10 protein-coding genes are annotated in these 15,051 nt (G+C 35.1%); 2 read left to right on the forward strand and 8 right to left on the reverse strand.

Going from position 1 to position 15,051, the window contains the following annotated elements:
* Positions 1-78: 78 nt before the first annotated feature.
* The gene (locus AB3X49_RS09615; protein ID WP_367961742.1) at positions 79-1,251 is read left to right on the forward strand and encodes a DUF418 domain-containing protein; all 1,173 of its coding nucleotides are present in this window, start codon (positions 79-81) and stop codon (positions 1,249-1,251) included.
* A gap of 54 nt (positions 1,252-1,305) precedes the next feature.
* Here the strand turns inward: AB3X49_RS09615 and AB3X49_RS09620 are convergent, their stop codons facing one another.
* The 4 genes from AB3X49_RS09620 to AB3X49_RS09635 all read right to left on the reverse strand — a co-directional run bounded on the left by AB3X49_RS09620 (position 1,306) and on the right by AB3X49_RS09635 (position 7,552).
* Complete coding sequence (locus AB3X49_RS09620) at positions 1,306-2,487, reverse strand: NupC/NupG family nucleoside CNT transporter (RefSeq protein ID WP_002129840.1); 1,182 nt, start codon at positions 2,485-2,487, stop codon at positions 1,306-1,308.
* A gap of 488 nt (positions 2,488-2,975) precedes the next feature.
* The gene (locus AB3X49_RS09625) at positions 2,976-4,157 is read right to left on the reverse strand and encodes a NupC/NupG family nucleoside CNT transporter (protein WP_002089478.1); all 1,182 of its coding nucleotides are present in this window, start codon (positions 4,155-4,157) and stop codon (positions 2,976-2,978) included.
* A 299-nt stretch (positions 4,158-4,456) separates the two neighbouring features.
* The gene (locus AB3X49_RS09630; protein WP_033708503.1) at positions 4,457-5,899 is read right to left on the reverse strand and encodes an alanine/glycine:cation symporter family protein; all 1,443 of its coding nucleotides are present in this window, start codon (positions 5,897-5,899) and stop codon (positions 4,457-4,459) included.
* Between the two features lie 222 nt (positions 5,900-6,121).
* Positions 6,122-7,552, reverse strand: a complete 1,431-nt coding sequence (locus AB3X49_RS09635; RefSeq protein WP_367961745.1) for an alanine/glycine:cation symporter family protein — start codon at positions 7,550-7,552, stop codon at positions 6,122-6,124.
* Between the two features lie 304 nt (positions 7,553-7,856).
* On the opposite strand from AB3X49_RS09635, the gene AB3X49_RS09640 reads away from it, so the two are divergent.
* Positions 7,857-8,495 carry an NAD(P)-dependent oxidoreductase gene (locus tag AB3X49_RS09640; protein WP_044439282.1) on the forward strand — a complete coding sequence of 213 codons (639 nt, stop codon included), beginning with the start codon at positions 7,857-7,859 and terminating at the stop codon, positions 8,493-8,495.
* Positions 8,496-8,537: 42 nt separating this feature from the next.
* Here the strand turns inward: AB3X49_RS09640 and AB3X49_RS23205 are convergent, their stop codons facing one another.
* The 4 genes from AB3X49_RS23205 to AB3X49_RS09655 form a co-directional block, all read right to left on the reverse strand.
* Positions 8,538-11,045 (reverse strand): putative mucin/carbohydrate-binding domain-containing protein, encoded by a 2,508-nt coding sequence (locus AB3X49_RS23205; protein ID WP_483298774.1) that lies wholly within the window; start codon positions 11,043-11,045, stop codon positions 8,538-8,540.
* A complete protein-coding gene (locus AB3X49_RS23210) occupies positions 10,993-12,957 on the reverse strand; it encodes a M60 family metallopeptidase (protein ID WP_483298775.1) in 1,965 nt (654 codons plus the stop codon). The genes AB3X49_RS23205 and AB3X49_RS23210 overlap by 53 nt, the downstream gene beginning before the upstream one ends.
* Before the next feature lie 520 nt (positions 12,958-13,477).
* The gene (locus AB3X49_RS09650; RefSeq protein WP_367961748.1) at positions 13,478-13,945 is read right to left on the reverse strand and encodes a GNAT family N-acetyltransferase; all 468 of its coding nucleotides are present in this window, start codon (positions 13,943-13,945) and stop codon (positions 13,478-13,480) included.
* A gap of 122 nt (positions 13,946-14,067) precedes the next feature.
* Positions 14,068-15,006, reverse strand: a complete 939-nt coding sequence (locus AB3X49_RS09655) for a thioester domain-containing protein (protein ID WP_002129843.1) — start codon at positions 15,004-15,006, stop codon at positions 14,068-14,070.
* Between the last annotated feature and the right edge of the window lie 45 nt (positions 15,007-15,051).

A 15,051-nucleotide genomic window follows, 5' to 3' on the forward strand; every position in this document is an offset into this window, starting at 1 on the left:
CTTTAATCAGTGGGGGTTTTGTTCATCCCCCACTGATTATTAGCCCTCACCAATCAGGCGTTTACGAGGAGAGAAAAAATGAATCAGCGTGTAGAAGCTGTTGATGCAATCCGTGGTTTCGCTTTGTTTGGTATTTTACTTGTCAATATGACCTTAATTCAATTTGGGTTCTTTTCCAGTGAAAAACCAACTTACATATTTGGAAAACTTGATGAAGGTGCTAATTGGTTTATTCAATTTTTCGGCACCCACAACTTCATGTCCCTATTCTCTTTTTTATTTGGTCTTAGCATTATTTTGTTGCAAAAAAGTATTATTGCGAAAGGAAAAAAATTCTTCCCCACATACATAAGACGTATTATCATTCTTTTACTACTAGGCTACATTCACGGCACCTTTGTTTGGGAGGGAGATATTTTATTTGCCTACGGGGTTATCGGGATTTTCTTAATGATGTTCATCAATCGAAAACCGAAAACGTTGCTCATTTGGGCATCTATTTTACTAGCACTCATTATGCTCACATCTTACCAATCGGAATCAACATCGAACCCCTATGATGATTTCGCACCTTATACTGAAAAGGAACATAAGGTCCATGAGACTGGAAGCTATATGGATCATGTCAACTTTAGATTGACTGAAAATCCTTTTGATTATATGGGGATTAACGGTGTATTCGGATTAGTTTTCATATCAATTTTCGCAATAATTTTTATGTCTCCACTTTTCTTACTCGGAATGTATGTGGGGAAAAAGGGCTGGCTATTTGAGGTCGATCAACATATACCTGCTGTCAAAAAAATATGGCTTATCACTGGGATTTTCTCTTTTACAATTAAAACCTTAGCCATATTCGTGAAACATCCGATTTTAATTATGTCACAAGATAGTCTTACACCAGTAACCATGACCTTCTTTTACGGAAGCACGATTATTTTATTATTCCATTACAAAAAGGTAGCGCGTTTACTAACATACATGGCGAACATGGGAAAAATGTCGGTTAGTAATTACTTAGCGCAATCTATTATCGCAACAACTATTTTTTACGCATATGGATTTGGCTTATACGGTAAAATTGGCTATTTCTTCGGTATTCTTTTAACCATTGGAATTTATACGATTCAATTATTCGTTAGTACCTATTGGCTACAGAAATACCGAATGGGGCCTGTGGAATATGTGTGGAGACTGGGAACTTATTTAGAGAAACCACGGTTTAAGAAGGACTTGGATAAAGCAAGTTAAACAAAAAGTCGTTTATCCCCCGAAGCGAGAGATAAACGACTTCGTTTGTTTTTATTAAAGCATAACCCCAACGATAACCGCTGATAATATACTTACTAACGTTGCACCGTATACAAGTTTTAATCCGAATGAAGATACAACGTTTGCTTGTTTTCCATCGATACTCTTCGTTGCACCTGCGATAATTCCGATAGATGAGAAGTTCGCAAATGATACAAGGAAGATTGATAAAATACCTACTGTACGAGCTGATAAATCGCCAGCTACTTTTCCAAGATCAAGCATCGCAACAAATTCGTTTGTTACTAATTTCGTCGCCATAATTTGTCCTGCTGTTAGCATCTCTGATGTTGGAATACCCATTACGAATGCTAATGGTGAGAAGATGTATCCTAAAATGCTTTGGAATGTGATTCCGAAAATAGAATCGAACACACCGTTAATTGCTGTAATTAATGCTACGAAACCGATTAACATCGCCGCTACTGTTACAGCGATAGAGAAACCAAGCATAATATACTCGCCTAACATTTCAAAGAATGTTTGTTTCTTATCTTCTTGTAATTCTAAAATGTCATCTTCTTCGTTCACATCATACGGATTAATAATATGAATGATAATAAATCCACTAAATAAGTTTAGTACAAGTGCTGTTACTACATATTTTGGATCAATCATCTTCATATAAGAACCAACGATTGACATCGAAACTGTTGACATTGATGATGCACAAAGTGTGTATAAACGATTTTTCGGTAATTTGCTTAATTGATCTTTTACTGTAATAAATACTTCACCTTGGCCGACAATTGCCGCTGCTACTGCGTTATATGATTCAAGTTTTCCTAAACCGTTAATTTTACTTAATACAAAACCGACTGCACGAATGATAATCGGTAAAACTTTAATATGTTGTAAGATTCCAATTAGTACTGCTAAGAAAATAATTGGTAATAATACTGTTAAGAAGAATGGTGCTTGTCCATCATTTGCTAGACCACCAAATACGAAATTAACCCCTGCTTCCGCAAATTTTAAAATAGCGCCAAATCCATCTGCAATCCCTTTTACTAATACAAATCCGACCTTTGTATTTAGTAAGAAATACGCAAGTACCAATTGAATTACAAGCATAACTGCAATTGGTTTATATTTAATTTTCTTACGATCTGAACTTATAAGGAACCCTAGTACAAATACTACAAGTAAACCGACTAGAAACATTACTAACTTCATATGTGAATCCTCCACTTTCATGAGTTATCAGTCGTATAACGAATGACGTCTGACCATTGATGTTAAAAAATATGAACCCCTAAAATATTTTGAACTGTCTTCTAAAATAGGTAAGCGTTTACATAAATTGCAATTTATAACAGGTAGTCTCTTCTTCTCTACCGTATTTAACGTCTGAAATGGATACCACCTACAAATCAAATTGTAAGCGTTATCTAATCGAAATGCAATATAAATTTTAAAAGATTTTTATATGTTAATATATTCCTAACCGATTGGGTTTTTTATGTAAATTCACCATAAAAAATAGCCCTAGCTCATAGCTATGGCCTCCCTTTTTACCCCGCTTTAACGGGCAGTAAGACCCCCACCTCAAAATTCAGCGAAAACAAAGAAGTTAGGTGGGTGATTAACTGCCCGTAAAAGCCCGATTGGTGAAGGCTAATAATCAGCGGGGGATAAAGCCCCCCACTGATTAAAGTTTCACTTTATAACATAACACCAACGATAATTGCGGATAAAAGACTTACTAATGTCGCACCGTATACAAGTCGTAATCCGAATGATGAAACAACGTTTGATTGGTTTTCATCGATCCCTTTCGTTGCACCTGCGATAATTCCGATAGATGAGAAGTTCGCGAATGATACAAGGAATACAGAAAGAATACCGACTGTACGAGCTGATAAATCACCAGCTACTTTTCCTAGATCAAGCATCGCAACAAACTCGTTTGATACTAATTTTGTTGCCATAATTTGTCCCGCTGTTACCATTTCTGCTTGCGGGATACCCATTACGAATGCTAATGGAGAGAAAATATATCCTAAAATAGCTTGGAATGTAATACCGAACACTGAATCAAACAAGCTATTGATTGCTGTAATTAATGCTACGAAACCAAGTAACATTGCTGCTACCGTAATCGCAATCGTGAAACCAAGCATAATATATTCGCTTAACATTTCAAAGAATGACTGTTTTTTCTTATTTTCTAACTTCAGTGTATCTTCTTCTTCTGTAATATCGTACGGGTTAATAATATGAATGATAATGAAACCACTAAATAAATTTAATACAAGTGCTGTTACTACATATTTTGGTTCAATCATTTTCATATAAGAACCAACGATCGACATCGATACTGTCGACATGGAAGATGCACATAGTGTATATAAACGATGTTTTGGGATTTTACTTAATTGATCTTTTACTGTAATAAATACTTCTGCTTGCCCAACAATTGCGGCCGCTACTGCATTATATGATTCTAATTTTCCTAAACCATTTACTTTACTTAGCATAGTACCAATAGCACGAATAAATATCGGTAAAATTTTAAAGTGTTGCAGAATTCCGATTAACACTGCAAAGAATACGATTGGTAATAAAGCTGTTAAGAAGAATGAAACCTCTCCTTTATTAACAAGACCACCAAATACGAAAACGATTCCAGATTCCGCATATCCAAGAAGTGCTCCAAATCCATCTGAAATTCCTTTTACTAAAATATAACCAATTGGCGTATTTAATAAGAAATACGTTAACGCTAGCTGAATAACAAGCATAATTGCGATTGGTTTATACTTGATCTTCTTACGATCAGAACTTATAAGAAAGCCGAGTACGAATACAACTAGTAGTCCTACAAGAAACATAACAAACTTCATTAATAAAATCCTCCATTTAACTCTTCATTAACGTTGAACGTCTGACTACTCAAAACAAGGAATAATCCGAACTTTCCATTTCTCCTCCAAAACCTTCAATCGGATATGAAAAACCATAAATTCTCTTGTCTCAAAGCCATTTTCCATTCTAACACAAATTATAACTCACATCCGCACTTTTCTTAAAAAAATACATTTTATTATAAAACACTCATTAATGTTCGTATTTTCCCTCTTCCTTTAGTTTATCAACATAAAAAAAACGAGCATCAAATTTCTCTGATGCTCGTTCCTTTTTATTATACAGCTTTTTCTTTATCTGCTACTGCTGGCTTGTCCCAGCACTCTGTATTGTTTAAACCAGGAATAGACTCCGCATAAAAGACTGGATCTTTTCCTTGTTTCTTTTGTTTTACGTAATCTGATAATGCCGCGAAAGCATACTTAGAAAGGAATACAATCGCCACTAAGTTAATAATAGCCATGATACCCATGAATAAATCTGCTAAGTCCCAAACAATTTGAATTGTTGCTACAGAACCTAACATAACCATACCAAGTACCGCGATTCGATAAACATTTAGTAAAACTTTACTTCCATTTAAAAACTCAATATTTGTTTCACCATAGTAGTAGTTACCTACTAATGAACTAAATGCAAACAAGAAGATTGCAACTGCTACAAATATAGAAGCCCACGGTCCGATATGTTGACTTAATGCTTGTTGCGTTAATTGAATTCCGTTTAAATCAGCCGCTCCAGGCACATCTGATAATAAAATGATAAATGCTGTACAACTACAAATTAATAATGTATCTGTAAATACTCCTAAAGTTTGAATGAAACCTTGTTTCACTGGATGCGTTACGTTTGCAGTCGCAGCTGCGTTTGGCGCACTACCCATACCTGCTTCATTTGAGAATAATCCACGTTTTACCCCTAGTAAAATCGCGGCTCCTAATCCCCCGCCCACTACTTCTTTAATTCCGAAAGCATGTAAGAAAATTTCTTTAAATACATATGGAATTGCCGTAATGTTTGTTACAACAACGAATAATGCCACTGCTACATATATAATTGCCATTACTGGAACAATCATTTCAACCGCACGTGCAATACGTTTTACTCCGCCGAAGATAATGATTGCAAGTAAACCAGCCATAAACAGACCAACAAACTTACCATCTGTGTTAAATGCTCCATCAAAAGCCGCCGCTACTGTGTTTGACTGCACGGCGTTGAAAATTAATCCGAAACTAACTGTTATTAGAACAGAGAAGACAACTCCTAGCCAGCGTTTCTTTAAACCCTTTTCCATATAATACGCTGGACCACCACGGAACGCATTCCCATCTTTTACTTTATAAATTTGCGCTAATGTGCTCTCTACAAATGCAGAAGCACCCCCAATTACCGCGATTAACCACATCCAAAATACCGCTCCTGGTCCACCTGCTGAGATTGCGATAGCTACACCAGCTAAGTTACCAGTACCTACACGAGAAGCTGTACTCATACAAAATGCTTGGAATGACGATACACCACTTTTTTCTTTTTGCGCTTTTCTTGTTTTTGAACTCGCTCCATCCCCAAGTAAACGAATCATTTCTCCAAAGTAACGTATTTGAACAAACTTTACTCGGAAAGAAAAATAAAGCCCAAGTCCAATTAGCATTGCAATAATAATATATGACCATAGAACATTATTTATATCCCCAATAACACTAGTTAAAAAATCCATCATTGCGTTCCCCCTCTTCATAACACTAAGAAGATTATATTCTAAAAACTTTTAACAATCAAGAATTTTCGACAAGAAATGTAAGGTTTCATGACATGAAAATGTTAACAATTATAACATCCGTATTTTTTATAAAAATTATATTAATCATCTTTTAGCCTTAATATCATTAATTACAACAAAAAAACGAGCATCGAATTCATCTCGATGCTCGCCTTTTTATTATACTGCTTTTTCTTTATCTGTTACCGCCGGCTTATCCCAACACTCTGTGTTCGTTAAACCAGGAATAGAATCTGCACTGAATACCGGATCTTTTCCTTGTTTCTTTTGTTTCACATAGTCCGCCAACGCAGCATACGCAAATCGGCCAAGAAGTGTAATCGCAATTAAGTTTGTGATTACCATTAGACCCATAAATAAGTCTGCCATATTCCATACAACTTGAAGCGTCGCAACAGAGCCGAATAGTACCATTCCTACAACCGCAATACGATAAATCGTTAACCAAGTTTTACTTCGTTTAATAAATTCAATATTCGTTTCACCATAATAATAGTTTCCTAGTAATGAGCTGAAAGCAAATAAGAAAATGATAATCGCTAAGAAGCTACTTGCCCATGGGCCAATTTGTGAACTTAATGCATTTTGCGTTAATTCAATACCTTCTAAATTTGTTGCTTTATATGCACCAGAACATAGTACGATAAACGCTGTTGATGTACATACTAAGAACGTATCTACTAAAACACCGATTGTTTGAATAAAACCTTGTTTCGCTGGATGTGTTACATCTGCTGTTGCAGCCGCATTTGGCGCACTCCCCATACCTGCTTCGTTCGCAAATAATCCGCGCTGAATACCATATTTCATTGCAGCACCGATACCGCCACCTACAGCTGAATCTAAACCAAATGCCCCTTTAAAGATTTCTGTAAACATATCCGGTATTAAATAATAATTTTTAATAACGACGAAAATTGCTACTGCAATATAAATAAGCGCCATTGGCGGAACGATCATTTCAGACATACGCGCAATACTTTTTACACCACCAAAAATAATAACCGCGACTAATACCGCAAGTACAATCCCTACAACATAACGCTCAATACCAAATGCATTTTTAAATGCTAATGTCACTGTATTCGCTTGTACGGAGTTGAAAATTAATCCGTAAGTAATTGTAATTAGAATAGAGAACCAAATTCCCATCCAACGTTTATTTAAACCTTTTTCCATATAATAAGCAGGACCACCACGGAAGCCACTGCCATCTTTTACTTTATAAATTTGCGCAAGCGTACTCTCTACGAAGCTCGAAGACGCACCGATAATCGCAATCACCCACATCCAAAATACCGCTCCAGGTCCTCCCATTGAAATAGCTAACGCTACCCCAGCTAAGTTCCCAATACCAATACGAGCTGCTGAACTCATACAAAACGCTTGGAAAGAAGATACACTACCTTTTTTACGCGTCTTTCCAGTTAAGCCATCACTCATTAGTCGAACCATTTCCCCTAAATGAGTGATTTGTACGAATTTCAATTTAATAGAAAAATAAAGACCTAAACCAATTAACATTGCAATAAGAATATATGACCAAAGAATTGTATTCGTTGATGAAACGAATTGTTCTAAAATACTCATATAATTAACCCCTCCTTTTCTCCATAAATCGAATTATATTCAAAAAATATTCAAAAATCAACATTTTTCGACAATTTATAACTTCCAAATATTAGGATTAACCTTGCGAATACAATGCTCTTTTCTGAATCTACTTTCATCAGGTGCGCATACTAAAATAAAAAATAATTTCATAAACAACACCATTGACAAAAACGCACACCTGTAACTATAATAATTACATCAAGTTGTAACAAACATAATTACACTAAATTCATTTATTTTTAGATATACACTTTAATAAAGAAACTTGGAGGGAATCATTATGAAAATTGGAATTATCGGAGCAAGCGGAAAAGCAGGAAGTCGTATTTTAAAAGAAGCATTAGATCGCGGACATGAAGTAACTGCAATCGTAAGAAGCGCTGCAAGAATTACAGAAGAAAATGTAAAGATTTTAGAGAAAGATGTATTCACTCTTACATCTAACGACCTACAAGCATTCGATGTAGTTGTAAATGCATTCGGTGCTCCAGCCGGACAAGAACACCTTCACGTAGATGCAGGAAACGTACTTATCGAAGCTATGAAAGGTGCACCTAATACAAAATTACTTGTTGTTGGCGGCGCTGGTAGCTTATTTGTAGACGAAGAGAAAACAACACGTGTATTTGATACACCAGGATTCCCAAATGAATATCTTGCAACAGCTCAAAACCAAGGTAAAAACTTAGAAATCCTAAATCAAACAAATGATATTACTTGGACATTCATTAGCCCTTCTGCACTATTTGCATTAGGAAAACGCACAGGCTCTTATACAGCTGGAAAAGACAACCTTCTTGTTAACTCAAAAGGTGATAGCTACGTAAGTTACGAAGACTTCGCAGTTGCAGCACTTGATGAAATCGAAAATCCAAAACACGTAAACGAACGCTTCACAGTTGTTTCTGAAGCTGAGTAATACAAAAATGCGCGTAGATCCAATATCTACGCGCATTTTTTATTACAATGTTTTCTTTACTAGCTCTAATCCACTTTGAGTGATTTTAAATGTAACTTCTGCTGAAGCTACTTGTTCTGCTAACTCATTCTTTTTATACCATTTCAGACGACTCGGTTCTGCATGATACACTTTTACAACATCCCCATACTCAAATGGAGTACCATTTACTTGTTCTGCAAAATTCTTTGAGGTTTCTTGACCGTCTGCTGATATATGCTTTTTCTCATTTCCATTTTGATCATAAATCGCAAAACCCAAATACTGTTCGTTCACAAAACGATAATGAATCACATCATTCGTAAATGTTGCATGTAATTTCTTTTCGTCATGATTTAACGTAACAATAGAACGTGTAACATTGGACACACCTTGATACACCAGGCTATCTCCATACGTCACTTCAATCGGTACTTCTGTTATTGTCTTATTCCCAAAACGATCTTTCGTCTCTACTTTTACTTTTTGCTCACCGAGTTTCATTGTGTCTGGTTTCTCTACAAATCCAATTACTTCTCCGTCTTTTACTTCAACAAAGTTTTTCACTTCTAACTTTTCAGCATCTGTTCCGATTACTACTTTTTGCTGTACTGCCTTTACTTCTTGTAGAGCTTCTATTCTTTCAAAACCTTTTTCTGTTACTTTAAAGAATAATTCTTTTTCTACTTTCGCCTTACCTTGACCAGTAAAGTTATTATTTTGATACCAATTAAATCGATCCGATTCTGCATGATACACTTTTACAACGTCACCGTATTCAAATTCTAAGCCGTTAATCGCTTTTGCAAACTCTTTCGTGTTTTCAACACCTTTTACAATCGCTTTCTTCTTCTCTATTCCTTTTTGATCTAATAATGTAAATTCAAAGTACGTTTCTTCTTTAAAATAATGGTGCACCGGATTCGAATCAGCTGTCGTACTGAATTTTTTCTGATCATGTTGCAAAGTTACAATCGATTTAATATCAGTACTATAATTTAGCCCTTTAAATACCAAGCTATCTCCATACGTTACTTCTAATGATACTTCCGTTACTTTCTTATTCCCGAAACGATCTTTCGTTTCTACCTTTACTTTTTGTTCTCCGATTTTCGTTGTATTTGGTTTCTCTACAAAACCAATCACTTCTCCATCTTTCACTTGAACAAAATCTTTTGCACTTAATTTTGCATCATCTGTTCCGATTACTACTTTTTGCGGTACTGCTGTTACTCCTTGCTGAGCTTCCATTCTTTCGAAACCTTGCTCCGTAACTTTAAAGAACACTTCATGAACGCCATACTGTGCATCCACGAATTCATTCTTTTTATACACTTTAAATCTATCAAACTCTCTTTGATACACTTTTACTATATCGCCATATTCGAACGACATTCCCTTAAATTGCTCTGCGAATGCTTTCGTATTTTCAGACGCTTTTACAGATACTGCTTTCTTCTCTTTCCCATCTTTATCATATACAGTCATTCCCATATATTTCTCATCCGCAAATGAAGTATGCATTTTACCTTCTGAATCTGTTGTACCGAATTTCTTCTCTTCATGGTTCAAAGTTACAACCGATTTAATGTTTGTTCCGCCATAACTTGTACCAAAGAACATAATGCTATCTCCGTAAATTACTTCTAACGACACTTCTGTCACTTTCTTATTTCCAAAACGATCTTTCGTCTCTACCTTTACTTTTTGCTCACCGATTTTTGATGTATTTGGTTTCTCCACAAATCCAACTACTTCTCCATCTTTTACTTCAACAAAGTTTTTCGCCTCTAACTTTTCTACATCTGTTCCAATTACTACTTTTTGTGGATTTGCTTTTACTGTTTGCTCACCGTCTAACCTTTCAAATCCATTTTCAGTAATTTTGAAGACTAATTCCTTTATCTCTTTACTGTTTCCTTCTCCCACATATAAATCTTTTTGGTACCAATGTAAACGAGAAGATTCTGCATGGTATACTTTCACCACATCTCCATACTCAAATGCAAGTCCATTTACTTCCTTGGCAAAAGCTTTCGTATTCTCCAAACCTTTTACCGCTATATTTTTCTTCTCTGTTCCCTCTTTATCGTACAGTGTGAATTCAAAATACTTCTCATCTTTAAAGTAATCATGAATCAGATTCTTTGTATCTGTTGCACTCAATTTTTTCGTATCATGATGTAACGTTATAATTGACTTCATATCGTCAGTACCATAGCTTAATCCATATACAAGTAAGCTATCTCCATATGTTACTGTTAGAGGAACTTCCGTCACTTGCTTATTTCCAAAACGATCTTTCGTCTCTACTTTTACTTTTTGTTCACCGATTTTTGATGTATTTGGTTTTTCTGCAAAACCACTCACTTCTCCATCTTTTACTTGTACAAAGTTTTTCGCTTCTAACTTTTCAACATCTGTTCCGACTACTACTTTTTGCGGTACTGCTGTTACTTCTTGTAAACCATCTTTAAATTCAAACCCTTGCGGAGTGATTTGGAATAATTTTCCTTTTTTTATTTTTAGCATTTCCTTGATCTACAAGTGCGTTATTTTGGTACCACTTCAAACGGCTTGGTTCTGCATGGAATACTTTTACTACATCACCATATTCAAAATCCAATCCATTTAGTTCAAGCGCAAATCGTTTTCCATTTTCTTGCCCTTCTGCTGATACACTTTTCTTTTCAATCCCATTTCGATCATATAGCGTTAAGCCCATATATTCTTCTTTTTCAAAACGGTAATGTATTTTATTATTAGTAAAGTTTACATTTAATTTTTTTTCATTGTGACGAAGCATCACTGTGGACATTACTTCATTTGAAAGTCCTTGAAAAATTATACTGTCACCATAAACTCCATTAACTTGGACAGGAATTGAATTTTTATTTCCTTTCTCATCCTCAATTTCTACTAACACTTCCTGTTTTCCATTCTCTAATTTAGGCCATATGATCTTACCTGTTACTTTTACATTCTCACCTAAATTTTGAACGAGTTTACTCGCCTCGTTTTCATCAGAATCCGTACCAACTAAAAGGTTTTGTACCTCATTAGCAGGTTCACCATACGGAACCTTATACGGTTCAACTTGCTTCTCACGAATATCATTACTATCAGTAGCTTTCCATATTTCTTTTTCTAATTTAGGTAAATTTAATTTTTCTATCTTCTCTCTAGTATCATCATTTGGCGTTAATCCCCATTCCTCAAAGAAAGGAATTAAATTTTGCCCAGCCACTTTTGATGGCATATAAATAAATAGTTGCTTTTTCTCTTCATCAGAATTAGGCATTTCACTCTGAGGCAACAAACGATAAGCTTGATGTAACCTAGGATAAAAATGGTCTCCATACACTACATTTAATTGCCAAAACATTGTAAGAGGATTGATTTCATCAATGACCTTTTCTGCTTTAGGTCTCTCTAAATACTCAAATGATTCTTTATAGTGCTCATCCATTTCTAATTGATTCCCTAATGCCTTTTGAACAGCTAATGAGTAAATATTTACTGTGACTTCTCTTACTTTAGACCACTTCCAAGGTTCTTGCTGATGTAAATGTCCAACTTCATGCCATGGTCCCCAGCCATCCTTTTCAAGTACTTCTAAATCTAAAACTCTATTCATTGCCGTCGGGATATATCCTGTATGATAATTTGTCGCAAACATAAAGTTCCCTTCAGCAGGCTTCCGTTTTTCAACAAACTGAACATAATGAGTTGGAGATTTCGCAACCCCAACACCGTCCTCAGATAATCCTGCCACTGCGTTTTCCAAACGAATAATCTTATCGTGTAATTTCATTAGCTCTGTTGGATCCGTATTCTTCGTATATTTCTGCACAGAATCATAAGTAGTAGTAATTAAGCTTCTCTCACCTTTTAATTCAACTGCATAAGGATCCTTATATTTTTTTAACATTTCATCCCAATCTTTTTTCGTATGTTTACCTAAAATAAACAAAGGGAAGTGGCTACCACCATTCGTAACTGTAGCTGTTACATTACCTTCGCTATTCATATTGTAAAAATATAAAATACCGCCTCTTGGAGATGAAATAACGTTTTTCCCTGGTTTTAAATCAAACTCTTCTGGATCCTTTTCATCATAAGATCTCGTTCCTATGAAAGCTTGAATAGACTGCGTTCCTTTTATGTCAATTGTAATCTCTTCATTTGGCGCTGCATAAATTCCAGTCGGCTCATTAGCAGAAAGTTTCCAAGTAACTCTTAAACGTTCATTTTCTTCATCTACGCTACCTTTACCCGGCAACTGAAACGCCCTCTGCTCAAATTTATTCTCTTCTAAATTCCCACCTTTATTCTCTTCCAAAGGTGCCGCATATCCTTTTGATGCTTCGAAAGCTACTGGTGATAATAATGTAGATATGCATATACCAGCTACTAATACCCTACTCTTCTTTTTCTTCGACATAATCTGTGTCCCCTATTCTTTTTGTAATGCAAACCATCATAGATATATTTATTTACTGTAAAATCAAATTATCTTTATACAATCATTTAATATATACAACTCAACCTCGCGCCCCTACACCTCTTACCATCGTTCACTTTAAATGTATCCTCTTTCTTATGTGACAAATTTTTAAAAGCGAAAGTTCCTCCTCACCTTTCTCTATATTTCGTGATGAGTTCTCTTTTTCATGTCAAAATAATGATGAGAGATGGTTTTATCAAGTATTGTTGTCTATACATGAAAAATGTGTATAAAAACATTGTTTTTTACAATTCATTCATAGGTATCCATCTATGGACAGTTTTTCCAAAATGAATTGTACATGATTTCTTTCTCGTTAGATAGCCTTTTCAATTAGATTAATATTACATTTTTATGAATAAAATCCAAAAATCGTAATGTTTATATTTTAAACGTTTAATGCTATTTCAAAATAAAAACCTGTCTGAAAGATACTATTCTTTCGGACAGGTTTTTATTAATCAAGCATACGTTTCATTATAAATCCTTTTCCGTGTAACCACTCATCCTCAATTTCACCGGTTAAATGGAACCCAATTGATTCATATAATTTTTGCGCGAGTTTGTTTTCTGGATGTATGCTTAAATACATAACTTTGCAATTATATTCTGTTGTAAAATGCTCCATTAACAAACGCAATAATGGTTTTGCATACCCTTTTCCTTGGCATGCACTATCGATGACAAATTGATTTAAATATACAGCCTTTTCTTCTTCCTCAAACCAGCCATACATTGCATATCCAATAGGTATATCAGCATCATATAGACCTACTGAAACTGCATCTTCTTTATATTTTGTTTCAGCATCAACTAAACAAGTTCCAACTGTACTTTCAATAAATTTATGCTGTTCTTCTGTTACTTTTAAGTTAGCAATTTCATACCGATTTTCTTTCGTTATTTCACAAATACGAAGTTTCATTTTTTATCTCTCTTTCTAATTTCTTGTTTTCATTATACCGTACAGATTAAAACATTAATGCTGGCGATGTAAGAAATCCAAAGCATGCAAAAAAGCACTGGCAAACGCCAATGCTTTTTCCACTATCTTTTAATTTGATTCGGTTTATGTGGTTCATTTGGTGTATAGGGTTTATTTGGTTTATTATCATGACCATTTGCTTTTTTCCAACTTACCGCCAACTCTGGACTTGTTTTCTCTTCACTACGCTCCAATAATACAACTGCATTTTGAATTGTCGGTGTTCCTTTATGTGCAATTCCTTGTAGTTTCGTTAAATTCCCTGATACTTTAAAGCTAAATCCACCCGATGGTGTTTGTTTCGGAATTAAAATGCGGAACTTTTCTCCTACATTAAATTCTGTTTTTCCCTCGCCTTTTTCATTTACGAACTTCGCGCCTTCTGGTGCACCTGTTGCTTGCACTTTATACGTTCCACTTTTTGCATTTGTTTGCACTGTGTATAAACCCGTTTCAAAAAACTCATTTTTTAATACTGCCTCTTGTTCTTCTGATGGAACTACACTCATCGTAATTTCTTGTAGTTCCTCACTAGCACTTGCTTTTGCAACTATATCTTTCGTTACTTTTTCTACATTTTTATTACGGAAATCTAAATCGTTAATATCAATTTGTTTTAACGCATTCCACACCGCAAGCTGCGTTGCGTAATGTGCCTCTCTCCAATCGGAAACACCTAATTCTTGTGGGCTCTTCTGCGGATACCCGTTTAATAGTACACGGTATACGTTAATATCTACTTTACCCATTTCAGGTAAATCTTGGCCGCTCGGAGATTTCAAATCTACATTTAAGCAAAAAGCAATTTTTCCATCTGCTGTTTTAATAAGCTCTGTTCGAATTGGTTTTTTCTTTGACTTACTATAACTCCAATCCATCTGATACTTCGTGTGATCCATAACCTCTGCGGATGCCTTTTGAAGTGGGAATAATAAGTTCGCAAATACAAATAAAACACTCAAAAAAGCGGCCATTAGCTTGAACGATCGTTTTATATTCATGTCTACAACCCCTTATAAAATAACAAATTTACTACTATGTATTAT

It is taken from the genome of Bacillus sp. C30 (genome assembly GCF_040838255.1).
Lineage (GTDB): Bacteria > Bacillota > Bacilli > Bacillales > Bacillaceae_G > Bacillus_A > Bacillus_A mycoides.

Coding starts and splice junctions, on each gene's coding strand:
- AB3X49_RS09615 (WP_367961742.1), top strand. CDS start 79: ATGAATCAGCGTGTAGAAGCTGTTGATGCAATCCGTGGTTTCGCTTTG.
- AB3X49_RS09620 (WP_002129840.1), bottom strand. CDS start 2,487: ATGAAGTTAGTAATGTTTCTAGTCGGTTTACTTGTAGTATTTGTACTA.
- AB3X49_RS09625 (WP_002089478.1), bottom strand. CDS start 4,157: ATGAAGTTTGTTATGTTTCTTGTAGGACTACTAGTTGTATTCGTACTC.
- AB3X49_RS09630 (WP_033708503.1), bottom strand. CDS start 5,899: ATGGATTTTTTAACTAGTGTTATTGGGGATATAAATAATGTTCTATGG.
- AB3X49_RS09635 (WP_367961745.1), bottom strand. CDS start 7,552: ATGAGTATTTTAGAACAATTCGTTTCATCAACGAATACAATTCTTTGG.
- AB3X49_RS09640 (WP_044439282.1), top strand. CDS start 7,857: ATGAAAATTGGAATTATCGGAGCAAGCGGAAAAGCAGGAAGTCGTATT.
- AB3X49_RS23205 (WP_483298774.1), bottom strand. CDS start 11,045: ATGCTAAAAATAAAAAAAGGAAAATTATTCCAAATCACTCCGCAAGGG.
- AB3X49_RS23210 (WP_483298775.1), bottom strand. CDS start 12,957: ATGTCGAAGAAAAAGAAGAGTAGGGTATTAGTAGCTGGTATATGCATA.
- AB3X49_RS09650 (WP_367961748.1), bottom strand. CDS start 13,945: ATGAAACTTCGTATTTGTGAAATAACGAAAGAAAATCGGTATGAAATT.
- AB3X49_RS09655 (WP_002129843.1), bottom strand. CDS start 15,006: ATGAATATAAAACGATCGTTCAAGCTAATGGCCGCTTTTTTGAGTGTT.